Source organism: Embleya sp. NPDC059237, from assembly GCF_042754105.1.
Lineage (GTDB): Bacteria > Actinomycetota > Actinomycetes > Streptomycetales > Streptomycetaceae > Embleya.
The window spans coordinates 45,830-71,422 of sequence record NZ_JBHZAE010000024.1; the positions used below are offsets into that span (position 1 = coordinate 45,830).

General features: G+C 69.7%; 18 protein-coding genes. 3 read left to right on the forward strand and 15 right to left on the reverse strand.

Features of this window, described 5'->3' with window-relative positions; translation table 11 throughout:
* Positions 1-144: 144 nt before the first annotated feature.
* Entirely contained in the window at positions 145-1,395 is a 1,251-nt protein-coding gene (thrS, locus tag ACFXKZ_RS45935) for a threonine--tRNA ligase (protein WP_380012459.1), read from the reverse strand.
* 170 nt (positions 1,396-1,565) lie between these two features.
* Between thrS and ACFXKZ_RS45940 the strand changes: the two genes are divergently transcribed.
* A complete protein-coding gene (locus ACFXKZ_RS45940; RefSeq protein WP_380012090.1) occupies positions 1,566-2,156 on the forward strand; it encodes an HAD family hydrolase in 591 nt (196 codons plus the stop codon).
* 166 nt (positions 2,157-2,322) lie between these two features.
* On the forward strand, positions 2,323-4,263 hold the full coding sequence (locus ACFXKZ_RS45945) for a LamG-like jellyroll fold domain-containing protein (RefSeq protein ID WP_380012093.1): 1,941 nt from the start codon (positions 2,323-2,325) through the stop codon (positions 4,261-4,263).
* An 18-nt stretch (positions 4,264-4,281) separates the two neighbouring features.
* Here ACFXKZ_RS45945 and ACFXKZ_RS45950 read toward each other — a convergent pair whose 3' ends face one another.
* Positions 4,282-4,671 carry a DUF1801 domain-containing protein gene (locus ACFXKZ_RS45950; protein WP_380012096.1) on the reverse strand — a complete coding sequence of 130 codons (390 nt, stop codon included), beginning with the start codon at positions 4,669-4,671 and terminating at the stop codon, positions 4,282-4,284.
* Positions 4,672-5,327: 656 nt separating this feature from the next.
* Here ACFXKZ_RS45950 and ACFXKZ_RS45955 point away from each other — a divergent pair.
* Positions 5,328-7,016 carry a helix-turn-helix domain-containing protein gene (locus ACFXKZ_RS45955; protein WP_380012099.1) on the forward strand — a complete coding sequence of 563 codons (1,689 nt, stop codon included), beginning with the start codon at positions 5,328-5,330 and terminating at the stop codon, positions 7,014-7,016.
* Positions 7,017-7,030: 14 nt separating this feature from the next.
* Here ACFXKZ_RS45955 and ACFXKZ_RS45960 read toward each other — a convergent pair whose 3' ends face one another.
* The 13 genes from ACFXKZ_RS45960 to ACFXKZ_RS46020 form a co-directional block, all read right to left on the reverse strand.
* Positions 7,031-7,969, reverse strand: a complete 939-nt coding sequence (locus ACFXKZ_RS45960; RefSeq protein ID WP_380012102.1) for a hypothetical protein — start codon at positions 7,967-7,969, stop codon at positions 7,031-7,033.
* Positions 7,962-9,536 carry a hypothetical protein gene (locus ACFXKZ_RS45965; protein WP_380012105.1) on the reverse strand — a complete coding sequence of 525 codons (1,575 nt, stop codon included), beginning with the start codon at positions 9,534-9,536 and terminating at the stop codon, positions 7,962-7,964. Before ACFXKZ_RS45965 ends, ACFXKZ_RS45960 begins: the two co-directional genes overlap by 8 nt.
* Positions 9,533-11,809 carry a transglutaminaseTgpA domain-containing protein gene (locus ACFXKZ_RS45970; RefSeq protein ID WP_380012108.1) on the reverse strand — a complete coding sequence of 759 codons (2,277 nt, stop codon included), beginning with the start codon at positions 11,807-11,809 and terminating at the stop codon, positions 9,533-9,535. Before ACFXKZ_RS45970 ends, ACFXKZ_RS45965 begins: the two co-directional genes overlap by 4 nt.
* Positions 11,806-12,987 (reverse strand): DUF58 domain-containing protein, encoded by a 1,182-nt coding sequence (locus ACFXKZ_RS45975; protein WP_380012462.1) that lies wholly within the window; start codon positions 12,985-12,987, stop codon positions 11,806-11,808. The genes ACFXKZ_RS45970 and ACFXKZ_RS45975 overlap by 4 nt, the downstream gene beginning before the upstream one ends.
* A complete protein-coding gene (locus tag ACFXKZ_RS45980) occupies positions 12,987-14,021 on the reverse strand; it encodes an AAA family ATPase (RefSeq protein WP_380012111.1) in 1,035 nt (344 codons plus the stop codon). Before ACFXKZ_RS45980 ends, ACFXKZ_RS45975 begins: the two co-directional genes overlap by 1 nt.
* 85 nt (positions 14,022-14,106) lie before the next feature.
* Positions 14,107-16,749, reverse strand: a complete 2,643-nt coding sequence (locus ACFXKZ_RS45985) for a fibronectin type III domain-containing protein (protein WP_380012114.1) — start codon at positions 16,747-16,749, stop codon at positions 14,107-14,109.
* Positions 16,750-16,926: 177 nt separating this feature from the next.
* Positions 16,927-18,312, reverse strand: a complete 1,386-nt coding sequence (locus ACFXKZ_RS45990) for a hypothetical protein (protein ID WP_380012117.1) — start codon at positions 18,310-18,312, stop codon at positions 16,927-16,929.
* A 341-nt stretch (positions 18,313-18,653) separates the two neighbouring features.
* Positions 18,654-19,127 (reverse strand): hypothetical protein, encoded by a 474-nt coding sequence (locus tag ACFXKZ_RS45995; protein WP_380012120.1) that lies wholly within the window; start codon positions 19,125-19,127, stop codon positions 18,654-18,656.
* A 196-nt stretch (positions 19,128-19,323) separates the two neighbouring features.
* The gene (locus ACFXKZ_RS46000; RefSeq protein WP_380012123.1) at positions 19,324-20,493 is read right to left on the reverse strand and encodes an NlpC/P60 family protein; all 1,170 of its coding nucleotides are present in this window, start codon (positions 20,491-20,493) and stop codon (positions 19,324-19,326) included.
* A gap of 255 nt (positions 20,494-20,748) precedes the next feature.
* Positions 20,749-21,318, reverse strand: coding sequence for a DUF4913 domain-containing protein (locus ACFXKZ_RS46005; RefSeq protein WP_380012126.1), 570 nt, complete (start codon positions 21,316-21,318; stop codon positions 20,749-20,751).
* Positions 21,315-23,069, reverse strand: coding sequence for a type IV secretory system conjugative DNA transfer family protein (locus ACFXKZ_RS46010; protein WP_380012129.1), 1,755 nt, complete (start codon positions 23,067-23,069; stop codon positions 21,315-21,317). The genes ACFXKZ_RS46005 and ACFXKZ_RS46010 overlap by 4 nt, the downstream gene beginning before the upstream one ends.
* Positions 23,070-23,102: 33 nt before the next feature.
* Positions 23,103-23,951 (reverse strand): hypothetical protein, encoded by an 849-nt coding sequence (locus ACFXKZ_RS46015; RefSeq protein ID WP_380012132.1) that lies wholly within the window; start codon positions 23,949-23,951, stop codon positions 23,103-23,105.
* A gap of 71 nt (positions 23,952-24,022) precedes the next feature.
* On the reverse strand, positions 24,023-25,255 hold the full coding sequence (locus ACFXKZ_RS46020) for an ATP/GTP-binding protein (RefSeq protein ID WP_380012135.1): 1,233 nt from the start codon (positions 25,253-25,255) through the stop codon (positions 24,023-24,025).
* Positions 25,256-25,593 lie beyond the last annotated feature (338 nt).

The following is a 25,593-nucleotide window of genomic DNA, read 5'->3' on the forward strand; positions in this document are numbered from 1 at the left end:
GGGCGGGGGGGCGGTCGGGGCGCGGCGGGGCTCCCCCCCCGCCCCCCCCGCCGTCGGGGGGCTACGCCCCTGGGGTGGGGGGGTGGGGGCGCGCCGGGCGCGGCGCCGCGGGCGGCGGCGCGCGCCCCCCGACTCGCGTCGGTCCTACACCTCGGCGTGCTTGTCCTCCCACAGTTCGCCCGCGTGCGCCGCGACGAGGGCGGCGATCCGGGCGAGTACGTCGTCCGCCGGTCGCGCGTCGAGTCGGCGGCCGTCGCGCAGGCGCAGCGCGACGTGGTCGGCGGCGGCCTCGCGGGCGCCGATCACGGCCTGGTACGGGACCAGTCGCGCCTCCCGGATCCGGGCGCCGAGGCTGCCTCGTTCCGGGCCCGCGACCTCGGCCCGCAGTCCGAGGTCGGCGCAGCGGCGGGCCACATCCTCGGCGCCCGGCCACTCGGCCTCGGTGATCGGCAGGACCACCACCTGGGTCGGCGCGAGCCAGGCGGGGAACGCCCCGCCGTGCTGCTCGATCAGGTGTGCCACGGCCCGTTCCACGCTGCCGATGATGCTGCGGTGGATCATCACCGGCCGATGCCGGGCCCCGTCGGCGCCGATGTAGTGCAGGTCGAACCGCTCGGGCTGATGGAAGTCGACCTGGACGGTGGACAGGGTGGACTCCCGGCCGGCCGCGTCGGTGACCTGGATGTCGATCTTGGGACCGTAGAACGCGGCCTCCCCCTCCGCCGCCTCGTACGGCAGGCCGGAGCGGTCGAGCACGTCCCGCAACAACGCGGTGGCCCGACTCCACTTCTCCGGCGCGGCGACGTACTTCCCACCCGGACCCGGGAGGGACAGCCGGTGGCGGCTCGCCTCGATGCCGAGCGCCTCGTACGCCCGGCGAATCATCTCCAGCGCGGCCCGCGCCTCGTCGGCGACCTGGTCGAGGGTGCAGAAGATGTGCGCGTCGTTGAGCTGGATCGCCCGCACCCGGGTCAGCCCGCCCAAGACGCCGGACAACTCGGAGCGATACATCCCGCCCAACTCGGCCATCCGCAACGGAAGTTCGCGGTAGCTGTGGGCGCGGGAGCGATAGATGACCGCATGGTGCGGACACAGGCTCGGCCGCAGCACCACCTGCTCGCCGCCGAGGTCCATCGGCGGGAACATGTCCTCGCTGTAGTGCGACCAGTGGCCCGAGATCTCGTACAACTCCCGCTTGCCGAGCACCGGCGAGTAGACGTGCCGGTAGCCTGCCCGGCGCTCCGCGCCCCGGATGTACTCCTCGAGGGTGTGCCGCACGGTGGCGCCGTCGGGCAGCCAGTAGGGCAGTCCCGCGCCGATCAGCGGGTCGGTGTCGAACAGGTCCAACTCGCGGCCGAGCCTGCGGTGGTCGTACATGGGGGTCTCCTCGCTGATGTGGGGCGAGTGACCACAAGCCGAAGCCCCGGGGCACTCGCCCCGGGGCTTCTTGACCAAGACATCCGTCAGCGCGCCGGGACACTCTCCGGCGTCGTCGTCATCATGGCAGCGCGCTTCATGCGGGCAACCGTAGCAGAGGGGCGATCGGCCGGGTATACGGTGAGTCGATGATCATTTCCCTGCCGCCCGGTGAGTTTCGCGCGTACCTGTTCGACTGCGACGGAACCATCGCCGACTCCATGCCGCTGCACTATCTGGCCTGGAAGCAGGCCCTCGACGAGTGGGACTGCGCGTTCCCCGAGGACCTGTTCTATGCCTGGGGCGGCCGAACGGTGACGGACATCATCGCCTCGCTCAACGCGGACCAGGGTCTGGCCATGCCGGTCGAGGCGGTCGCCCGCCGGCGCGAACTGCTCTTTCGGGAGTATCTGCCGCAGCTGACCCCCGTACCGGGGATACTCGCGCACATCGACGACGCGTGCGGGCGGATACCGACCGCCGTGGTCTCCGGCAGCACCCGCGACTCGGTCACCTCGTCGCTGGACACCCTGGGCCTGCTCGACCGGTTCGACGTGCTGGTGTGCGCCGAGGACTACACGCGGGCCAAGCCCGATCCCGAGGGGTTCCTCCGCGCCGCCGCGCACCTGGGCGTCGCCCCGGCGGACTGCCTGGTCTTCGAGGACACCGAGATGGGGATCCAGGCGGCCACCGCCGCGGGCATGGCGGCGGTGCGGGTGCCGCAGAGCCGTCGGGGGTGAATCCGCTCCCGGGTGAGGGCGCGGACACGGCGGGTGGAGCATCGCCGCGTGCCGGCGGCGAATTCACCCGGTCGTCGGCCGTTGTTGGCGGTGTGGATGATCTTCGTGGGTTTTCCAACCAATACCGTGCGCATGCCCCAACCCCGCCTGCGCCCGGAGAAGCACCATGTGCGAGCAGCACGACGACGATTGCCCCCAGCCCGTCACGCCCCTGTCCGGGCCCGCCCGGCGGGCGTTCCTGCGCTCCGCGGCGCTGGCCGGAGCCGGTGCCGCCGCGGTGGGGGCGGTCGGCATCTCCCCGGCCGCCGCGGCCGGGACGGACGGCGGCGCCGAGGGCGCGGCGGCCGACGCGCCGGTGGACGCCCAGGGCATGCCGGCATGGCGTCCGGACCGCGACAGTCGGCGATTCACGCTGGTGGTGATGCCGGACACGCAGTACATGTTCGACGAGCCGAGCATCACCACCGCGCCGATCGAGGCGTCGTTCCGGTACATCCTGGAGCACGCGCGCGAGGACAACATCGTCTTCATGGCGCACCTGGGCGACCTCACCCAGAACGGCCGCAAGCCCGAATTCGACGGCATCGGCCGGGCGTTCGAGGTGCTCGACCGCAAGGGCGTGGCCTACAGCGTGCTGGCGGGCAACCACGACATCGATTCCAACACCGACGACCGGCGCGGTCGGTCCGCGTACCTGGACACGTTCGGCCCGCAACGCTTCCGCGGCAAACGCTCGTTCGGCGGGGCCACCCCGGACGGCTACAACACCTACCACCTGTTCCAGGCCGGGGGACGGGAATGGCTCGTCCTCGCCCTGGACTGGCGGCCCTCGCCCGCGAGCATCGCGTGGGCGCGCAAGGTGATGGCGGACCACCCGCATTCGCCGGTGATCCTGACCAGCCACGAACTGGTCTCCGCCGACGTCCCGGGCCGGGAGGCGGAATTCTCCGACCACGGCCGCAGGTTGTGGGACGAGCTGATCAAGGGCAACGACCAGATCTTCCTCACCCTCAACGGCCACTACTGGCCGGCCGGCCGCAGCACGCGTCGCAACGACGCCGGCAACGAGGTACACCTGCACATCACCAACTACCAGAACCGCTACTTCGGCGGCGCCGCGATGATCCGGCTCTACCACTTCGACCTGGACCGCGACACCATCGACGTGGAGACGCTGTCCCCGTGGATCCTCGGTCGCAACAGCCGCGACCTCAACGAACTCGAGCGCCGCGAGATGGAGTTGACCGGACCCGACGACTACTTCTCGGTGCCGGTCGACTTCGACAAGCGCTTCGCGCGCTTCGCGCCGATCCCCCAGCGCCCGGCCCGTCCGGCCGCCCGCATGGTGGTGCCCGGCACGGTCGCCTACTGGCGCTTCGACGGTTCGCACCGGGACGGCGCGCCCGTGCCCGGCGGGCAGCGCGTCAAGGACCTGTCGGGGCGCGGCAACGACCTCACCCTGATTCCGGCGCCGGGCGCCGCGGCCGGGTCGGTGAGCTGGTCCGGGCAGTACCACCCGGACCAGCCCGGACACGGCAGCGTCCGGCTCGCGGGCGGCAAGTCCCCGCTGCGCGGCGGCCACTTCCAGACCGCGAACGACGCGCCGCTGAACCGGGCGACGTTCCGCTCCGGATACACCGTCGAGGCGTTCTTCAAGCTGCCGGCCGACTGGGACGGCGGCAAGGACGCGTGGTCGGCGCTGCTGAGCCGCTGGGGGATGAGCGGTGAGGCGCGCAAGCCGCAGGGCGACCCGCAGGAGCCGGTGGTCACGCTGAGCCTGTCGGGCGGACGCGAACTCCAGTGGTGCGTCTACCCGCTCGACGGCGACGGCTCGGCCACCAACTGGGGCCACGAACTGGCCCTGGACACCTGGTGGCACGTCGCCGTCGTGAACGACTCCCGGCAGAGCACGATGTACATCGACGGCTGCCCCGTGGTGCGCAACCCGACGGCCCGCGCGAACGGCCTGACCACGCTCAACCTCCCCTGGATGCTGGGCGGCTACGCGTACGACGGCAAGCTCGACCAGACCGTCAACGCCTGGATGGGCGACGTCCGCATCGTCGATCGCGCGCTGCGCCCGGACGCCTTCATGATCGGTCGCTAGCCGGCGAGGCTCCGGCGGTTACTGCTTGAGCTTGCGCCAACCGCCCGCGCGGTTGTTGGCGATGATCTGCTCGAACATCGCCTTGAGGGCGGGGCCGTTGATGGTCTCGCCCTCGCGGATGGCCACCGTGCGGGCGGTCTTGTTGTCGTGGCCGCCGGTGATGATCCCCTCGGGGTCGGGGACGATGGCGCCGTCGTACAGGAACACGTTGACGTGGTCCTTGGCCGCGAGCAGTGCGCAGATGTTGCCCTGGAGGACGAAGTAGGGCCGGACGGTGCGCTTGATGGTCTCTACCACCTCGTCGTCGGCGGCGTGCACCAGGTCCCGGACCTCGCGACAAATGGCCTGTTGCCATTCGGGCAGCGCCTCGATGTAGGTGTCGACCCGCGGGTCGGTGACGTACGTCATGACCCGTAACGGTAGCCGAAGCACCGCGCCCACGCATTCGCGACCGACGCTCCGCCATCGAATTCCACGACGCACCCGACGCGGTACCGTGTGTGATTGGAAAATGCGCGGTCCGTGATCGGCGATGCGATATCGAGGATGCACCACGGCAGGCGCCGGCACGCCGTTCTCGCCGGTGCGAGACATTTCGAAATAGTCACGTTATATTTGCTGTCGGCAAATTCCGCGCGCCCGAGCCGAACGAATGGCGTGCCGGATTCGACGCCCGGGTGACGACGCCCCGGAAACCCGCCGTCCGGAGCGATGTTACCCAAAGGTATACCGAACTCTGGTAACCCGCTCGGCCTTATCGAGATTTCCCACCCGGTCAAAAATCCTGGGCAATGCGCTTTACACGGCGCGGAGGCCCGCAGGGCCGCGAAAACGCAATGATCCCGGCCGGATCGGCAGGCGTGACGGGTTGACGGGGACCGCGGCGGAACACGCTTCGGGTGCGTTCACGGCGCACTGTCCCGTACTTCCCGGCGGACCACGCGACCCACGTCCACACCGCGACGGGCCGGATGAACGGGGACGGGTATGAGCGAGCAGGACAGGATCCTCCTGCGGGAGGCTTCGACGGGTACGCCCGCCGACACGCGGTGCGGGTGGCGGTCATGAGCGCGACGTACGCGGAGAAGAGCCGCGTTGAACACGCGCGTCCGACCGGTCACCCCGGATTCGACGAGAACCGTTTCGAGCACCCGGGCCCGCTTGCGCCGGCGCGCACCGACGCGTACGCGGACCCGTTCCACCCGGATGCCGACGACGAGCATGCGAGCGATCGGCGCGTGCGCGACCTGCTCACCGCGCAGCGCCTGGCGGCCGGCCCGAACGGCACCCGCGACCTGCTGCGGTGGCTCGCCCACCGCACCGGCACCCACATGCGCATCGTGGACCACGAAGGGACCATCCACCACGAGGAGTTCGGGGATGCCGCGCACCCCGCCGGCCGCGACGTCGGATCACGAGCCGGCACCGGGCGCGCGATCCCGCTGGGGGTCGGCGGCGAGCGCGACACACCCCAGGGCACACTGCAACTCGTCGACCCGGGCCGGGCCGGGCAACGGACGCAGGTCCTGCTCGCCGACACCGTGCCCGTGCTCGGCTGGGCCTGGAACGCGGAGCGCGCGACGGCCGAGCGTCGTCGCAGCGCCGAGGCGGACGCGCGCAGTCGGCAGGCGGTGCTGCGACTGCTGAGCACCGGTCACACCTCGACGGCCCGGGACGTCGCACTGGCCATGGGCTCCCCGCTGCCCGACGTGGTGGGCGTGCTCGTGGTCCGGTTCCCGCAAGAGCGCCGTCGCGGCATCGAACGCGCGGCGCACCGCCTGTCCGGCGACGGAGTGCGATGGGCGCCGGATCTGACGCACGCCGACCGCCTGGTGTTCCTGGTACCCGCGCACGGATCGCCAGCGGTGTCCCGTGAGGGTGGCGCCGCCGCGGCGGAACGGCCCGAGACGGCCCACCGGGTGGCCGGTCGCTTGAGGCGGGAGTTCGTCGACGTCCTCGTCGGGGTCGGCGACGCGGTCGCCCTCGAACACACCTCGGTGGCCTACGAGCAGGCCGCGCGCGCGGTGTCGCGGGCGCCGGTGGGAGTGGATCGAGTGGTCGGGTTCGAGGAACACGCGACGCCGGACGAGTTGATCGGCCACGACGGTGTGGCCTGGGCACGGCGGCGACTCGCGCCGTTGCGGGCGTATCGACCCGCCCGACGCGCCGACCCGGGCGCCGACGAACTGGCCACCACCCTGGAGACCTGGCTGCGCCTGGGCGGCCGTGCCTCACGCCGACTGCACCTGCACCGCAACACGTTGATCGCACGGTTGAAGAGCGTGGCCGCGCTCCTGGACACGAACCTGGACTCGTTGGCCGTTCGGGCCGAACTGTCCCTGGCACTGCGGATCCTGGCGCTCCACGGTGCGGGTGACCGGGACGGCGGCGTCGGAACCGGCGCGGAGGAGAACGGGACGGTCGCCGAAGCGGTGACGGTCGAGAATCTGCTGGCGCTGCCCCGGGTCCGGGCCTGGGCCGAGGATCTGGTCCGCCCGCTCGGTTCGGACGCGGGATCCCACGATCTGCGAACCCTGCGGACCTGGCTCGACCTCGACGCCCGGATCGAGCCGACCGCCGCGGCGCTGGCGATCTCCGGGCCGGGAGTGCGCAAGCGCCTGGTCCGGATCGAGGAGCGCCTGGGTGCGGGCCTGATCGGTTGCCCCGCCACCCAGATCGACCTGTGGCTCGCCCTGCGGGCGGTGGCCCACGCCACGACCACCGCCCAGCCCGACCACGCGACACGATCCTGAGCCGACGCGGGCCGTCAGGCCCGCGTCACCCGGTCGAGAGCCGCACGCGACCGACACCAGCGGGCGTTTTCGGCCAGCCGCTCCCGCCAGCCGCTCCGATCCACCAGGCTCGGGTCGAACAGGGCGATGGCCTCGTCGTAGACCCGGGCCGCCAAGTCGGCCCGGTCGGCCAACAGGGCCAGGTAGGCGTACAGTTCCCGGGTGGCCACGGCCGCGCCGACGTCGCCCGAGGCCGAGGCCGCCCTCGCCATGGTCTTGGCGACGATCAGGGCCCGGTCCGGCTCGCCCTGGTCGAGTGCCCGGGCGATCACCCCGAGCGCGCGTTGCTGCTCGGGCGTGGGCGTGGGCACGTACGGTGACTCGCCCGCGTCCCACCGGCCGCCCTGGTCCGACCACGCGTCCTCTGCCTCCTTCGCGGCCGGGACCGGCGACGCATCGACAGGTCCCACCGGCGCCGGCGGCGGCGGGGTGGACGCCGCGGGAGTCGGCGTCGACGGCGGGTGCACCGGCGACCGCAATGGCTCCGCGCTGCCGGACAGGCCCGGGAACGCCGGTGGTTCGTACTCCGGCGCCCGCGGCGGGGTGGCCCGGACCTCGGGAGCCGACGCCGCACCCGCGCGCGGGTGACGCGGCCCGGCCGCCGTACCGGTTCGCCCGCGTCGCAGGCCCAACCCGCGGCGAGCCGGTTTGACGGGTGTCGGATCCCCAGCCTGGACGACATTCCCCTCCGAGTCGACGATCAACGGGAAGGTCGTGCCGTCCGGCTCGACGGCCTGTACCCGCACCGCGCGACCGAGTACTCCGGCGGTTTCCGCGGCGACCGCCAATGCCACATCCCTCGGGTTGCGGCCGGGTTCCACCTGGACCGGGACCCCGCCGATCTCCACGGTGTCGTTCGGGCCCAATTCGATCAGGATCACGGGCCATGCGGGGACGGCGGTGTGCTCACCCATTGGAGCCTCCCGATTGGTTCGGTGTCGCGGAGCCTCCGGTCGCCGGGCCGCCGGACCTCGTCGGCACCGGCCGGGGGCAGACCGGGTCCGAGCGGGACATCATCATGCTCGGTTCGCCGCTGACGAGTGTGGTGACCACGACGCACGAGTTCAGGCCGACCTCGGGGCCGGCCAACACCGCGGTCAACTCCCCGGCGCGCGGCACCTCGGTCTTTTGTACGGCTCCCTCGCGGCTTTGCGCGACGACGAGATACCCGACGATGAGGTCGGTGCGCTCCGGGACCTTCCAGGAGACCAACAGGCGCCCCTCGAACGACTTGACGGACACACCCTGGGGTCGGTACGGCGCGGCCGCGTCCGGCGCCATCATGGTGGCCGGTGCCGGCGGTGCGGTCGGCGCCGCCGCGACGGGTTTTTCCTTCCGGGCCGCCAGGACAATGACGCCGACCGAGACGATCACGAGCACGACCAGGCCCGCGAGCACGAATATGACCCAGCGAGGACGGCGCTTGGGCGCGGGAAACCACTCGTGGGGCTCGGTCGAAGCCTGTTGGAAGTCCCATCCGAACGCCTCGGTCGATTCCGGCTCCGGCGCCGGCCCCGGTTCCGGCTCCGGCTCCGAAATCGGGAGCGTGAGCGCCGGCTTGACGTCGGATCGAGGTTCGGGCTCCGCGTCGCCGCTCGGCTCCGGAGTCGACCAGGCTCCGACGGGCATCGGTCGGTGCTCGGCGGCGGGATCCATCGCCCGCGACAGCGGCGCGTAGGTCTCGCCCGTGTCCGCGGCGGACCACTGCGATTGCGGTACGCCCCCCGACGATTCCGGTGCGCTCGCCGGAGGTTCGGTCGGCCGCGGGGGAGGAGCGGGGATCGGCTCGGCGACGTCCGCGACGGGCTTCGCCGCCAGGAACCACTCGGGTCCCGGCTCGACTCCGTGGGTCGGTGCCGCGAACTCCCGTGACTGTGCGGCGACATCGCCGACGATCGGCGCCACCTGCTCGGGTGCCGCCTCACCGCCGACCTCCGGCACCACCCGCTCTCGCGCCGCGTCGACGCCGTGCGACGCGGGCACGGGCACCGGCTCGGGCACGGGCTGTTCGCGCGTCGTCTCGTCGTGGTCGGATGCAGGTGCCGCCTGTTCCCGTGTCGCCGGGGTGGTCTCGGGTGCCGGCACGGCCTGTTCCCGCGTCGCCGGGGTGTCCTCGGGCGCCGGCACGGCCTGTTCGACTGCCGCCTCGTCGTTGCCGGGCGCCGGCGCCGCCTGTTCCCGCGCCGACCGGGCGTCGCCCGGCGCAGGTGTCACCGGTGAAGCCTCCGACTCGACCGCGCCGATCGCCGCGATGAACTGCGTGCGCCCCGCGTCGGGCTCCACGGCCGGCGGCACGAAGACTCCCGTCGGACCCGATTCGACCTCCGCGGGCGCCTCCTGCGGCGGTGCCGACGCCTGGTCGCGGACCAGGCCCCACCACCTCGGCTCGTGCAGGGTCGGCCCGCCGCTCGACGGGTCACTCCCGGTCGGGTCCGCGGGGTCCGAGGCGCCGAGTCGGTCGATGGTCACGTCAGAACTCACTCTCGTCCTTTGTCGGGCGATCGAAATACCAGTGCCACCGAACGCGGGCGCATCCTGCGGTAGGCCCGGACGTGCGGGCGAGGCCGGCCGTCGATCCGGCGCACGGCGCCCGCCACGATCGCCCGATCCCGCCACGCGGCATCCGCGTCCGCCTGCTCGATGCTGCGATCCCCATAGGCGATGTCGTTGACCAGGGAGGCCAGTTCGGGCAATCGAGCGCCCGCCTCCGGAGGCAGGCGGGTCGCACCGTAGTCGGCGATCTCGCCGACCGTGAGCGACCCGTTCGTACGCAACCCCGCACCCACCAGGTCGTCGTTGATCTGTCGCCAGGCCCCGATGACCTGCTCACGAGGCTCGCCCCGGCGACGTCGGCGCCGGGCCAGGACGGGGCCGAGTCCGGCCGCGGCCAGATACCCGACGACGCCCGTACCCGCGCCCGCCGCGACGAAGAGCCACCACCGGGTCCCGCCCCGGTGCGCGGAGGTGCGGGTCGCGGTGTCGGGCGCGGGGCCCGAGCGCGTCTGCCCGGCGATCTCCCGGTCCTTCTCCGCACGGGTGACCGGTTTGGCCGGAGCACTGGTCGCGGGCGTCTTCTGCTCGGGAGCCTGCTTGCGGGCGCCCGAATCGGTGGCCTGTCCCGGCGTGGGGAAGAACGGCACCCAGCCGACCCCCTCGAATTCGACCTCCGGCCACGCGACGATGTCACCGCTGCGCACCTCCCGGACACCCTTCGCGCCCTCGCGTCCGGCCGAGAAGCCAACGACCACCCGGCTGGGCAGATTGAGCGTGCGTGCCATCACCGCGAAGGCGGTGGCGAATTGCTCCGACGTACCCTCCTTGGTGGTCTCCAGGAAGAACTGGAGGTTGCGATACGAGTGGCCGGGCACCGCGGAGATGTCGTAACGGTGATTGGCGCGCAGCCACTGGGCCAGGCGCAGTGCCTGCTGGTACGGGAAGGTGCTGCCCGAGGTGGCGACGGTGGCCTTGGCCCGCAACGATTCCAGGGCCGGGATCGGCCGTCCCATCGCATCGCTCTCGGGCAGGGCCGTGTTCGCGGGATCCTGTGCCGCGGGCAGGAACTGGAGGCGGTCCGGATCCAGCGCGGGGACGCGCGTGTCGATCCGGTAGCGCGTGCCCGAGCGCAGGCCCGAGCCGCTCGCGATCACCCCGCTGTCCGGATCGACCCGCAACTGCAGCCCCGGCGCGTCCACTTCGGTGGGCCGATCGGTGCCCGGCAGCCAGATGTCGCCGAGGTCGCGCACGGTCACGGTGTTGACCACCGTGGACAGCACGGGTGGTCGCCCGTCGGGCGACTCGGGGACGCGGCCGGCGGTGACGCGCAGATTCCGCACCGGATACCAACTCGACCCGTCGTAACGATCGAGCACCGTCAGCCGCCAGTAACGATCGGGCGCACTGGGCCCGTCGACGCTGAACATCGGCTGGTCGGGGGACATCAGCCACGCGGAGATGCGATCGAGCGGGCTGATGCCCGTCAGCCGCTCCGGCTGCGGCAGCGCGACCAGGTCGCGCAGATCGGGCGGGCGCCTGGTGCGGGTGCCGGGCAGGTCGGGGCCGAGCAGGGCCGCGACACACGACAGGGCGATCACGATCGGTACACCGACCAGAGCCGTGCCCAGTGGTGGCAGCCGTTCCGGCGCCCGGATCAACAGCAGCAGTCCGATCGCGCCGATCATGGCGACCACGACCGGAAGATTGGAACCGGGGCCGCCGACGCCCAGGATGACGGGAACGATCAGCGCGAGCAGCGCGGGTAGCGCGGGCAGCGACACGGTGGCCGTACGCAGCGCGAGTTCGGCGCCCGCGAGGGCCGCGACCCAAACGCATGCGGAGACCAGGACGAGCAGTTCCCCGTCGGCGGGCGCGGGCAGCACGGTGGTCAAGATCGACTTGGGCGCGTCGACGACGGCAGTGGCGATGTCGCGCATGCCCGCGGGAGTGGGAATCACGTGCCCCACCGCGCGGTCGCGAAAGAGCGACGCGGAGACGACCAGCATCCAAGCCAGCGCGGACAACACGAGCGAGGGCCACAACGGCCGGGTCGCCCGGGCCTTCTCCGCGTCCGTCACGAATCGTTTGGGACCGCCGGAGCAGGCCAGGACCACGAGGGTCGGCACGATCGCGGACAGGGTCGCCGTGAGCAACACCTCGCTCGTGCCGAACACCCGGCGGAACGCGAACCCCACACACAGCGCGGCGGACGTGGTCGCGACCAGCGACCACCCGCGACGACGAATACCCGGCCCGCTCATCGCACCGCCTCGCGGTGCCACGCGCGCGCGAGTCCCTCGAGGTCGGTGACCAGCAGCCTGGTCACCTGCGCGGGCAGCGCCGGCGCGGCCGGCGGCGGGCCGCCGGGAGCGGCCACCCGGATCACCACGACCCGGTCGAAACGACGCGTCACCCGCCCCAGGGCCTCGAGTTCGGCGGCCGAGTCGACGCCGGTGACCACCACGAGCGTGTCGCTGTCGCGACCGCGCTCCAGGATCTCGAACGTGTCGCGCAGCGAGTGTGCGGCGTCGGCTTCGACCAACGCGAAGAGATCCAGCAGGCGTCCGGAACCGGCTTGGCGATCCTGCGCGCCCGTGAGCGGCCCGGCGCCGGTGAATACGTGCAGGGGAAAGTTCTTTCCGGCCACCGCGGCGGCCACCGACGCGGCCACCTCGACCGCGACCTCGAACGTCTCCGCCGACGTCGACCACGGCGGCCGGCCGGCGTACGACCCGACCCGGGTGTCCAATACGACCGTGGTCGCCGGCAGGCTCACGTCGATCATGCGCCGCACCATCATGACCCCGGTACGCGCCGTCGAACGCCAGTGCACACGCCGCAGATCGTCGCCGAGGGTGTACTCGCGCAACGAGTGGAAGGTCAGCGTGCCGTCCTCGGCCGTGTCGGACGTGGGCCCTTCCAGGTGATGTGTGCGGCCGGCCGGCAACACCGGCAACGCGACGGTGCGCGGTCGCACCAACAGGGTCTCCACCGCGCCGTGTTCGCGCGCGCGTCGGCTCAGGCCGAGCGGATCGCTGCGCACCAACGACATGGGGCCGACCGAGACCCGGCCGCGGACATGGGTGGGAAGGGGGTAGCGGGCGCCGACCTCCGCCCCCGGGGGCACCGCCGGCAGCGTGGCCGGATACACCGGCTCACCCGCGACGTGGTCCTCCGCACGCAGCCCACGCAGCGGCCGGGTACCGGTGTTGACCAGTACGACGACCGCGTGGGCGGCGTCGCCGCGCGCGACCTTGGTGGGTACGACGGTACGCCGCGCCCGTACCGACGGACGCGCGGCCGTCCACGCCAGCGCGAGGGCGACCGCGGCCAACGCGGCGACCCCCAACACCCGGGCCTCGCCGTACCCGAGACCCCAACCCACCCCGCACAGGACCGCGCCGACCGCCAGCATTCCGCGACCGCCGGTGGAGAGCATCAAGCGTGACCCTTCGCAGCGGTCGGCTGCGGCGCCGGCACCCGGTCGAGGATCTCGTCGAGCACGTCGGCGGCCGTGACACCGCCGAGTTCGGCGTCCGGAGCGAGCAGCAGGCGGTGGGTCAGGATCGGTCGGGCCAGCGCTTTGACGTCCTCGGGAAGGATGTGGTTGCGCTCCTGTGACGCGGCCCGCACCCGTGCGGCCCGGACCAGGGCGACGCTGCCGCGCGGACCGGCGCCGAGCCGGGTGTGCGCGTTCTCGCGCGTGGCCCGGGCCAGCCGCACGGCGTAGTCGACGACCGGCTGCGCCGCGCCGACCCGGTGCCGGGCCACCTGGACGAACTCCTGGATGTGCCGCGCCGTCGCGATCACGGGCAGGCCCTCGATGGTCGCCCCGCCACCCGCGCCGGAGGCGACCGCGATCTCCGAGGCGAGGTCGGGATAGCCGACGGTGACGCGCATCAGGAAGCGGTCGAGCTGGGCCTCGGGCAACGGATAGGTCCCGGACATGTCCACCGGATTCTGCGTCGCGATGACGATGAACGGGCGCGGGACCTCGTGGGTGGTCCCGTCGACGGTGATCCGGCCCTCCTCCATCACCTCGAGCATCGCCGACTGGGTCTTGGGCGAGGCGCGGTTGATCTCGTCGCCGATCACCACGTGGGCGAAGACCGGTCCGGGAAGGAATTCGAAGGTGTTCGTCGTCTGGCGGAACATCGACACACCGGTGATGTCGGACGGCAACAGGTCCGGGGTGAACTGGATGCGATGCCAGGACGCGTCGATGGACGCGGAGATCGCCCGGGCCAGCGTGGTCTTGCCGGTGCCGGGTACGTCCTCGACGAGCAGGTGGCCCTCGGCGAACAGGGCGATCAGGGCGAGGTCCACGACATCGCGCTTGCCGACGACGACACGCTCGATGTTGTCTCCGAGCGCGCGAAAGCACTCTCGGAACAGCCGCAGGGCGTCGCCGGCGTGGAACTGGGGGGCCTCGGCCGGCTGGTTGCCGTTCGCCGGGGTGGCGAGCTGGGTCACGGTGCTCCAGTTGGGTGGAACGGCGGGCGACGGGCGTAAGAGCCCGCCGCCCGCGAGTGATCACACGATGGGTGAAGCCGGGGTGTTACTCGCACTCCCAGAGCGGAGGCGAGAACTTGCCGTTGTCGGAATTGGGGGTTCGCACGTACAGGTCGCTGACGTAGCCCGAGATGGACTTGTAGTCGACCCGGTCCCACACGGCGCTGTGCACGTTGGTGGCCGTGCGGGTCACGTTCTGGCCCATGGTCTGGCAATGCACCGTGATGCTGCCGGTGTAGTTGGGGCCGATCTCACCCCTGCGGGTGGCGGCGTCGATGCGTGGCCCGGCGTGAATGCCGATGCCGATCGAGTTGTTCCGGTTGGGACCGACGTTGTAAGTCCGCGCCGGCGGCGTCAGGTCGATCGTCGTGGTGGCGGAGCCGCTGCCGGCCGCGTTCTTCGCGGTGATCGTGACGGCGTACTTTTGGCTGTTCTTGAGGCCCTTGGCGACGTAGGAGGTCCCGGAGACGGCGTACGTGTTCGCGCCGATCTTCACCTGGTAGGTGGTCTGGGGGTCGGTGCCCTTGGCGAGCGTCCACTTCAGCGTTGCGCCGTGCCCGCCGGTTGCCACGGCGACGCTCACGTTCTCCGGCTTGGGCGGCTTGACACACGGCTGAATGGGTTGGGACCAACCGGAGTTCATCGTCTTTTGGCCGGCGAATTCGGCAGTGACGAAGAACTTGTACTCCTTGCCGCACTCGCCTCCGGAGACGGTGAACTTCATCGTGCCGCCGGGAGCGACGGCGTCGGGGGTGACGCTGAGACCGGCGGTCACGTTGCCCAGCGTGTACCGGGTGGGCTTGGCGCCTTCCGAGGGACTGAAGGTCAGGGTGATCTTCCCCTGGCTCGACGTGGCCTTGGGCGTGCCGGGCGCCTTCATCTCGGGCGCGGTGGTCGGCGGGGTGCTGGAGGGCGGGGTGGTGCCGGTCGGACTCGTGCCACCGGTCGCACTCGTGGTGGCGGTCGGCTGGGTCGTGCCCGGCGCGGACGAGCTCGCGGACGCCGAGGCCGTACCCGGGGCGGTGGGCGTCCCGGCCGTCTTCGTCGGCTGCGGCTTGGGAGTCTCGACCGGGTCGGCCGGCGTGGTCTTGCTCGGCAGCGGCACCGGCAGCTGCGGAGTGTCGTCCGTGGGCGGCTTGGGATCGGGCTTGGGCTTCGGGTCGTGCGTGGGCTTCGTGTCGTGCGTGGGCGGCGGCGGGAAGGGATCGTCGCTGGGCACGTCCTGTGGCGGCGCCTCGCCGCCGCCCGGCAACTGCTGGTCCTCGGCGGGCGGTTGTGAGGACGGCGGAGTCGAGGGCGGAGCGGAGGTGGCGCCGGCGCCCGGCGGCTTGGTCATGGTGGGAGTGGCCTGGTCGCCCGGGACACCGTCGGCGCCGGGTTCGCCGTCCTTGCCGATCCGATGGATGCGTCCCTGGACGTCGACGACCGCCGCCTCGGCACTGTTTTGGTCGTTGACCCAGAGGAGGCCGTTGCTGACGTACGTCTCCAGCGTGCCCTTGGCGCCGGTGACCTTGATCGGCTCCTCGAACCTGGCCTGGACCGTGTTGTAGACGAGCAGCGCGCCCGTGTCGAAGTCCGGCACGTAGACCTTTGCGCCGAGCACCGACGGGCTTCCGTAGGTGTGTTTCTGCGTCTGTATCGGAGCCGCCTGGATGGAACCGCTGTTGACGTCGAGAAGGGCCAACGAGCCGGTGTCGGAGGCCAGGAAGGGCACGACCGCGCCCTCACTGATGCCGGGCACCAGGAACCTGTCGGGCGCTCCCTTGGTCAGGTCGGTCGGCAGCTTGAAGGTGCTCGCGACGCTCGTCTGGGTGAGCGTCATGGCCTTGCCGGCGGTCACGTCGGTGACCACCACCCGGTCGGCGCCGGACTTGCGCCCGCCCTCGTTGCCCGGCGGCGCGGCCTTGACGAGGGTCAACAGCAGCGGATGTCCGGGCTCGGCGACCTTGATCGGCGCGCCTCGGTCGGAGCCTCGGATCGGCACCACCTCACCGGTGGCCGACAGCGGTACCCACAGCGTGCCGTCGGAGTCCGCCTGACTCTTGCCCAGCGGGATGCGCCCTCCCTGGGCGTCCTCGAACACGATCGGCGGTCCGATCGTGGCGAACGAGCCGAGTGCGTTGGCGGCGTCGGTGGTCGGCCGCGGGTCGATGCGCTGCACCTCCCCCTTGCCGGGGCTGATCCGCCACGCGTTCCCGCCCCCGGTGGCGATGTCCTGGTTGGGGGTTCCGTCCGGCGAGGTCTGGGCGACGGTGAGTTGGCGGGGGTCGATCTGGTTGAGCTGCCCGGTCTTCTTGTTCAGCACCAGGACGGTCTTGCCATCCGTACTCACCTGCAAGGTGGTGGGGTCCTGGCCGCCGGGCAGGGTGATCCGGGCGTCGACCCGTCCGGTCAGGCCGTTCACGTGCACGACGAGGTTCTTGGAGCCGCTGGGCAGCCACGCGCCCACGTCCGAGAGGTCGGAGTCGGCTCCGGCCGCGCCGATGCCGACCACGACCGAGGCGGCGATGACCGAGACGGCCGCGCCGATCGCCACGATCGCGGTCGGACGGTTGCGGTCCAGGCGCAGGCGGGACAGCCCGGGGATGCGGGACAGGCGGCTTTCACGCGGCGGGGCGGACTGCGGCTCGGGATCGGGTTCCCGAGCCGACGACGGGGTCGGCGAGTCGGGCGCGGGGCGCTGGGACATGGGGCTTCTCCCTGGAACACGGACCGGTCCACGATCCTGGTGTGCCGAACGCGCTACCGGCGAGGCGGCCGGCGCCACGTTCGGCGCGTTCTTCGGATGGTGCGAGAGATGCGCCGACCTCTCGAACTTCCGGCCGCGGGTGCGGCCGGGAGTGGGGTCAACGCGAGGGTGCGGTTGTCACGGTGGGGGTGCTGCGGCGGGACACATCGCGATCACCGCCGAAGAGTTCTCCTCCTCGGTTTGGACGGACAGGGTGAACAGTCCCGCGCCCGACGCCGTGAGCCGCTCCGGGATCCGGGTGCCTGCGCGGAGGAGGTCGATCTTGCGAGTTGCCACGGTGACCATGGCGGGTTCCTGGATGGGTACCACCTCGCCAGGGGTCTCGTCGTTCTCCGGCGGCGGCGGCCGGTCGGCGAGCAGGGAGCCGTAGGCCAAGCCGTTGTCGCCCACGATCGTGAGCGCGGCACCGCGACGGTCGGCATCGCCGGCCAGGCATCCGAGCGTGCGCGCCGACAGGTCGATCGCCAGTGAACCGGCCACGATATATCGCCCGTTCGGTGAGGCGGCGAAAGATCTCTGAAGGGCTCCGGGATCGGCGTCGCCACCGTCCGCGTTGGTACATTCACCGGACACCAGGACGGCACCCGACGCGGGATCGTGCACGGCATAGATGGTGTGCTTGTCGTTCGCCGGCCAAGCGGCGAGCAACGCGCCCGGCAGAGTGCCCAGCAGTGTTCCGTTCGTTCTTCCGTCCGGGCCGATCCGGGTACTGTTCCAGCCGCCGGCGAGGCCGAACCTGGCATTGGGGCGAGCCGGAATCTCGGCGGTCAAAACGCCGGCCGAGATCGTCGAAACGGGGACGTCTCGGACGGTACAGCTGTTCACCTCATCGGGGCCGCACACATCCGACCGGCGTTTGTCTCCCGCCGGCACGGTGCTGCTCGCCCCGGTCGTCGGATCCCACAGCGTGGCGGGTCCGGCCTCGATGACGTCGTTCGAGGCGTCTTCCACTCGGTCGCCCAAAAACAGCACGCCGCCGTCGCCGATCGAGACACCGACGGCCGAGAACGGGCCGGGGGTCTCTCGTTCGAGATGCCGGGTCGGTGCCACGGCGCCGCCGGTGGACGCGATCGAGAACGTGTCCACCACGGTGAGTCGGCGTGCGCGCACGAGGCCGGTGCCGGGGACGACGCCGAATCGCACCAGGACGACGAACTCACCGTCGTGCGTGTTGACTACCCGGAGGATGGGGCTGCGCAGGATCGAAAGTTTCTTCAGCGGGGTCGACGACCAAACGACCGCGCCCTTGTCCGCGTTTCGGGCGATGACCACAGTGCCTTCGGCCTGGGCGCCCTTGGTGCTCTTGGCGGTCTCGGAACTCGTGGCCGTGGGTGTCGGCCCGTCGCTCGCCACAGGGTCGACGGACTCCCCGGAGAAGTCGTCGCTTCCGGCGTATACGTCCACGAAGTAACCGGCCTGCGGAGCCATCGTGTACGCGCGGCCGGTCTCGTTGTTCTGCCAACCGCGTTTGTTGTCGAGATTCGGCGGCACCGAAATGGACACCGGAGCGGCCGACGCCGGCGCGGATGTGGGGTTGCGCTCCTGGGGAGTTGCCTGCCCGCCACCCAATCCCGAGCAGCCGGTCGCCGCGCCGAAGGCCAGAAGGATCGAGGCAGCCGACGATAGCGCTCGCCGACGGCGTCTCACGACACGCCGAGAGGCCAAGGGGTGCTCCTGCGCTGTGCTTGGGGTGTCTGATGTCGGCGCTCTCACGTGAACGCCTTTGATTCCACCGCGACGCTAGGCGGCTCGAAATCGCCGAACAAGTCTTCGCGTGACCGACTGGGCAAGGTGATACCGCCGATGGGTGAAGACTGTGCAATGTTCACCGCGCCGGACACGCGCTAGTCGATCAGGCGCACCGAGGAGACCTTCCACGGTTGCGCGGCCGAGGCCCGTTCGAGCGAGACGAAGGCCGTGGCGATCACGGGTGGGCCCGTCCAACCATTGCCACCGGACGCGGTGATGGTCACCATGAACGCGTGCAGGGCCTTGGTGTCCGTGTCCGGGGGCTTGCCGGAATCGTCGGCCGACGTGGCGACGACGCGGGTGACGGCTTTGTGCTGAGCCCAGGTCAACCAGGTTCCCCCCGGGCCGGCGACCTGCGGACTGATGCGAAGGCTCTCCGCGTATGCCGGTGTCAGAAAGGGCGCGGCGCGTTGCGCGGCGTCCCACTGGGTCGCGTCGATCGCGGTGTCCACTGTCCACATCGTGACAACCGCGGCCCGGGCGACGGCGGTCGCGTCCCCACCGTCGACGTTCGACACCGCCGGGAGTGAGGCGGCGGGAGTACCCGTCCGACCGACGAGTGCGGGCATCGGTGGCACGGTGCCCGGCGCTGTCGGGTAGGTCGGAGGAGCGCTCGTCGTCCGGGTCGGGCCTCGAGTGCCGGCCGAAGAGTTTCTCGAAGGATCGTCGACTGCCCGATCCCGGGTTCCGCTCTGCTCCAGGCTGCATCCGGCCAGGGCCGCGGCGACCAGCAACGAGGCGAGCAGCACAGTGGGTTTGCGCATCTCAGGCCCTCGCCACCACGACACCGTAGCGTTGGACTGTCCAGGTGTCGCTCCTCGAGAACGACGAGAAGGGATCCTGTCTGATGATCGTGCCGGTCGCGAAGGCGTCGATGGTCATACCTCTCCCGACGTACAAGGCCACGTGGTGAGTTGCATCGGTGCCAATGGCGCCGCCGCGGGTGAAGAAGATTGCGTCTCCAGGCAACATCTGGGCTTCCTGCGCAGCGCTTGGCGGACCCTGTGAAAGGAGAATCCGCTCGCCTACTTTTGCTTGCTCCCCAGCGGTGCGAGGAAGTTTTATCTGGCCATTGGATGCTTGGTAGATGATATAGCGCACGAAGCCGGAGCAGTCGAACCCGACGGTTCCCGCGCCTTGGGCAAAGCCTTCGCTCGGGCCGGTGAAGGTGCCGCCGCCCCATGAATACGGATACTTCCCCACGGATTCCTGCGCGAGTTTTACGGCGCGCCCGCCGAGTGTCTTGTCGCTGGTTCGATAGAAGGCGTCGTTGACCGCCGGGGCCGAATACTTGGCCATGGCTGCCTTGATGCCCGGGACGTATCCCTGAGTCTCATTCCAGGGAGGAATACCCCGGTAATAGCACACCGCTCCGGGGCCGGCATTGTACGAAGCGAGCATCAAATCGAACGTCGAGCCCACCATCTCGCCGGCCTTGGGGGCGGGTTTCCTGTAGACGACTCCGTGCATCTGCATGACGCAGCCGCTGTCGGGAAATGTTCCGGCCTGCATTTTTTTGACTTCGCCGGCAAGATAGCAGTCGTACTTCTCCTGGGCCATGATGTTTGCGCGCGGGTCTGTCTGCGGTGCTCCTCCTCCCCACGTTGCCCAGGTCCCCGGGATGAACTGGCTCAGGCCCACCGCGCCCGCGTCGCTCACGATGGTGGGATTCCAGCTGCTTTCCTGCTCGATCTGCGCCGAGACGACTACAGGGGTCACTTCGGGGCAGACTTTTCCGGTCTGCGCCACGAAGTTTCTGAATTGTGCGGGGACCGCATCGGCCTTGAATGCCGAGTTCAGAAGCTCCTTGCCGAAGTCGAACGGGTTCGCGGCGATTGCGGCTATGATTGCGGCCATCAGGACGACAAAAGCGACGGTACCCGACGGTAGGAAGAAGAATATGGCTCCCACCACGAGCTTTTTCTTTTTCCCCATCTCCCTCTCCGCCCACCGTTGATGCGAAAGTCGCGATTGCGATACCGCTGTCTATTACTTGCCTGCCGAAATCGATCGCACCAAGTCCGCTGCCGGAGCGAGGCCCGGTACTATGCTTCCTGCTTTCACTCCCTTGCCGACGGTGTCCAGTGTCGCCTCCGCTCTGTCGAATACCGCACCCATAAGGCCATAGAATGCCTTGAAGATGTCTTCGACTCCAGTTTCGTCGGCCACGTGATCCCTCCTTCATCGGAACTAGAACCCAATGTTCTTGTTCAATACCTTGTCCTTGGGGTATCCAGTTCTCGGTTTATGGGTCGAAGACCCACCCGCTTCCTTCATCTTCATCTCCGCGAAGAGGGATTCTTCGACCCTGAATCCGGGGTGATCCAACAGGCCGGGCGGCACGGCGACGAGTGGAAGTGCGTCCAGCGGATTGTTGTTGTGCCCCTCCCTGGGATCACACACCCCGAACGGCCCGAAATCGGGATCCATCAAGGCGCGAAGATGCGGATCGGCGTGATGCAGCCACCAGACCGACATGCCGAGTGCAGGGTCCTTCCGCAGGTACTCGAATGCGCGCCAGATGCTCGTCAGGCGAGCCACGGCTTCCGGGTGTGCCCACCACTTCGGACACCAGAGCGCCACGGCGCGATTGAGTCGTCGCCGGATCACCTGCGACAGATATTCCGTCACGAACACTTCGACGGATCCGAAGAAAAGAACTTCCGGTTCCGGTGGTGTGCCCGCGCCTTCCGCGGGCACTTCTTCCGGTTCGAATTCCGGCTGAAATACGGGCGGCTCGGCGTCTCTGTCCTGGTTCATGACACCTTCTTGAGCTCGACGGCGAGATTCTGCGACCCCGGGTCGAACTCGGCTATGGACATGCGGATCTCGTCGGCATACTCGGTTTCCCACCACGGAATCGTCCGGATCAGGGCAGGCTTGGTGCCGCTGAATTGTACGAATGCCCGTCCACGCGGCATGGAGGTCAGGTCGGCCACATCCAGGACGGCCTCGGACCGAGACGCCTTGCTGACGTTGCTCTCGAAGAAGTCGGTCGACTTCCGCGAAAAGCTGGTCGTCCCCGGCTCGAATATGCCGGATGCGGCGGACAGGTCACCGAGGAACTTGGTGTCCATTACGCCGCCCCCGTAGACGCGCACATTCGCCGCGCCCCACAGTTTCGCCATGCCCACATCGCCCCAGGCCGCGGCTCCCTGTGCCCAGGACTGAAGGATCGTCATCATGACGACCCCACGGGAACCGAAGTGCGAGTACTTGTCCGGCAACGCCTTCCACGGACAGACGTTCGCGGCCTCGTCGAGCACGAAGAGCATGGGCGTGGGAAGCCGACCGCCAGGGCAGTCGCGGCCGTAGTTCTCGGCCTCCTCGGCCAAGGCCGCAGTGAGGGCGACGACCAACGGCGCCGCCATCTTGTTGGTCTCCTCGGACAGCAGGTACAAGGTGTCGCCGCCGCGGACGAACGCCTTGTAGTCGAACGCCGGTCGATCGGGCTGGTCGCCCGGCGTGATCCACGCGGTGACGGTCGGTGCGATGAGAAAGGAGACGATCTGTGCCGCGGTGCCGTACACACCGGCCCGTTGCCGGTCCGGGGCGTTGATGATGGAGTCCACGGCGTCGGCCGACGCGGGATGCCCACCCTCGCGAAGGATGCGCTCGGGGGTGTCGTCAGTGGGCCGGGTCAGCCACGTGAAGACCTGGGTGATCTGGTTGTTGCTGATCGACGCGGCGAGCAGGAGATTGGCGATCAAGTCCTCCGCGGCCGGCTCGAAGTAGGCGTCGCTGCGCGCGTGTCCGGGCCGGTTGATGCCGGCGAAGCGCGACGCCAACTTGACCGCGAGGGTGATGCTGTTGCCCACGTACGAAAGGGGGTCCCAGTACCAGGTGGGCTTGGCACCGGCCTGGTTCTGCGGGTCGAACACCCACACTTTGCCGCGCCGGGCACGGGAGGCTCGAGTCGCGTCGACGATGTCGCGCTTGTTCGACGTGACGAGCACGGCACCGGGTGCCGAGACGATGTTGGGAATGGCCCGAGACGTGGTCTTTCCCGTCCGGGGTCCCCAGATGTCCACGTGCATGTCCTCCCACGAGCCCCATACGTCGAGGCCATGGCGAACGGTCTTGCCGATGTACAGGCCCGGCGGCTCGTCCGGCTCCACGCCGAACTCGCCCGCCTTCCTGCGGACGCCCTTGGTCGTCACCGCGCGGAGGTCCCTGGGCTTGGCCAGGTAGGGGATGGCGCGATCGATCGGGATCTCTCGACGCCGGACCATGACGACGAGAGTCGTCGCACCGGCCGCCAGCACAGCGAGCAGCGTGCCCAGGAGCGACGCGATCACGGTGGCCTCGGTGCCCGGCCAGGTGTACTTCTCGAAGATCAGGCCGAACAGGATGAGCGGTGGCGGCGGCGGTGCCGGCTGCTCGGCGGGCGTGGCGGCCTTCGCCCCTATCCACATCGCGCCCGTGGCGGCCATGAGCACTCCCACAACACCCATGAGCAGATAAAGGTCGCCGTAGGGGTTGGGACCGCGTTTTTTATTGGTGGCACTCAAATCGCAAACCTCCTTCGGGCGATCCTTGGAGCGTCAGCCGATGAGCAGGAACTGGGTTGTTGCCGACGCGCTGCCGATAATCAAACTGCCGGCGAAGACGTAGGACAGACCGCCCGCGATCTGACCGCCGTCGCGATATGCCTTGTGGATCTGGAAAAGACAATAGAATGCGCAAAGGAGACATCCGGCGAGGCAGCCCCACACCAGGAAACCAACGATGCTCATCAGAGGATCGGAAAGCTCCTTGGGAGCCGAATAATCCCTGGTGTTGTATTCGTTCTTATCACCCCTGCCCGGAGGCTTGTAGCCGTCCAGAAACCAGGGGTTGTCGGCGAAGCAGTACTCCTGGTCCGACTTCGGAAGAATAGGTTTGTCGGTGGCCGGGTTCTGCCACATGCACGGGTGGGTCTTCAGGTCCTTGTAGTTGGACTTTCTGACGTCCGCGCATCCGCGTTGTTCCTCTTCGATGAGCGCGTTACACGGATTTTCGCTGATTCCTTGCGGGTTGGGGAATTTTTCGTTTCCCACCTTCTTCTTGTTGTCCTTGAGCCAGTTCTCCATGCCGGAGACGGAGTCGTAGTCGCAGGTCGTGCTGAGTGCAATGCCCGGTGAGTTCTGGTAGCCGTTCGGACGGTCGCTGGTTCTGCCCATGGCGCCGCATTTGGCGTAATTCTGATATGTGTACGGGATTTTTCCAGGACAATAGACGCGAAATTTGGATCCCTGGAGATCCCGGGGCACCTGCAGACACAGCGGTTGCTGAGTCGGCGAGGCCGCAGGTGGTGGCGGGCTCGCGGGTGGCGGCGGATCCATGGGGCGCGTGGCGGGAGCACGGCCGGCCTGTGCCGGTGCAACGCCGCCCGCGACGGAAACCAGGAGCACTGCGGCACAGACGACGAGCACTCGGGCCGCCCACCGAGTGAGGCCGCGCCACGCACGGTGTCCTCGCCCATTCACGTCGCTGTCCACTTTCGGTTCGTGTCGTTGATCCGCATCTCGGACGGCGTCAACTCGACCTGCACCGGAATGCCCGGACGACCACCCACCTTGACCATGAACTTTCCGCGCCCCGGGGGGGCCGAGTCCGCTCCCAAATCGCTGTCCCACGAGGGAGGCGTGGACCAGTCGGTGATGATCTGCTGCTCCGACTCCGTCATGTGCACGACTTCGGTGAGCTGCGGCATCTCCGCGGCGGGCAACCCGCCGCAGATCACCATCCCGGCACGCTCGACGAAGCCCTTGGCCTTCATCCGGTCCTCCTCCGCGGGCAGCGCCAGCAGGTCGGACATCGTGTGCGTGATCATCGCCATGCCGACACCGCGCTGACGGTTCAGCCGGGTGAGCGCGTCCACACGGTCCACCAGGCCACGCCCGGCCCGCAGCACGCGCCAGAGTTCGTCGAGGATGACGAAGTAGTGCCGCTGTGGTTCGAGCCCGGCATCCGCCAGCGCCTGGGCCACCGAGATGGCGCCGAACCCGTAGCTCCAGCAGGCAAGGAGAGCCGCGGCTTGGAGCTGACTCTCCGAGTCGTCGATGCTGCTGACGTCGAAGCACACGGGCTTGTCGTGATGCATCGCCTCGGTGGTGGGATGCGCGAACAACTCGCCCAGCCGTCCGCCGCCGAGCAGACCCACCAGGGATGCCTCGAGATCCTCGGTGATGGTTCGATAGCGATTCATGTCGCCGCGGTCGAGGGCAACCGCGCGGACCGCCTCGGGTGCGTCCTGGAGCAGGCGCACGAGATCCGCCATCACCGGGACGCCCTGATGCCTGTCGTGCAGAACCGTCAGAGCGGTGTTGAGGATGCTCTCCTCACGGTCGGTCGGCGGGCGTCCGCGGAGCACGGTCACCAATGACGCGACCGCGTTCAGACGCCTTCCGTGCGCTTCCGCCAGGAGGGCTGTTCGAGCCTTCATCGGCAGCCGCTCGGCGGCCTCGGTCACCTCGCCGGGGTCGAGCACGTTGAGGTAGCCGCGCCCGCGCCCCAGAGTGATGACCTGCCCGTCCAACGCGTGGATGAGGTCCACGTAGTCCGGCTTGAGGTCACCGAACACCACAGGGTTGACCCCGTACCCCGCGAGCCCCAAGGCCTGCCGACGCACGATGGTGGACTTGCCGAGCCCCGGCTTGCCCAAGACGAACTCGCTGGGGTTCAACAGGAGGTTGGCCCGGGTGAACCAGCTCACCGGGTCGCAGCACACGGTCGCGCCACCCGCCAGGGACCGTCCCAACGGAACCCCGACACTGGGTGTACCGGAACCGGCTCCGAACGGCCACAGGCCGCATACCTGAACCGTTGTTCCCCGCCACTCCGGTGGGGTCTCGACATACCCCGGAGTGCCCTTGGCCCAGCCTCGGTAGCCGCGCGGTCCCGGGAGGCGAACAATGGGTCGTTTGGGCTGCTCCGGCCGCGCGACGTCGACGTTCTTCCCTTGCTTCCTCAGACCGCGTCCACGCTTGGCCACCGAGGCAGGAGGCGGCACCGGCGCGCCCCCGTCGAGCGAGTGTTCCTCGCTCATCGAGG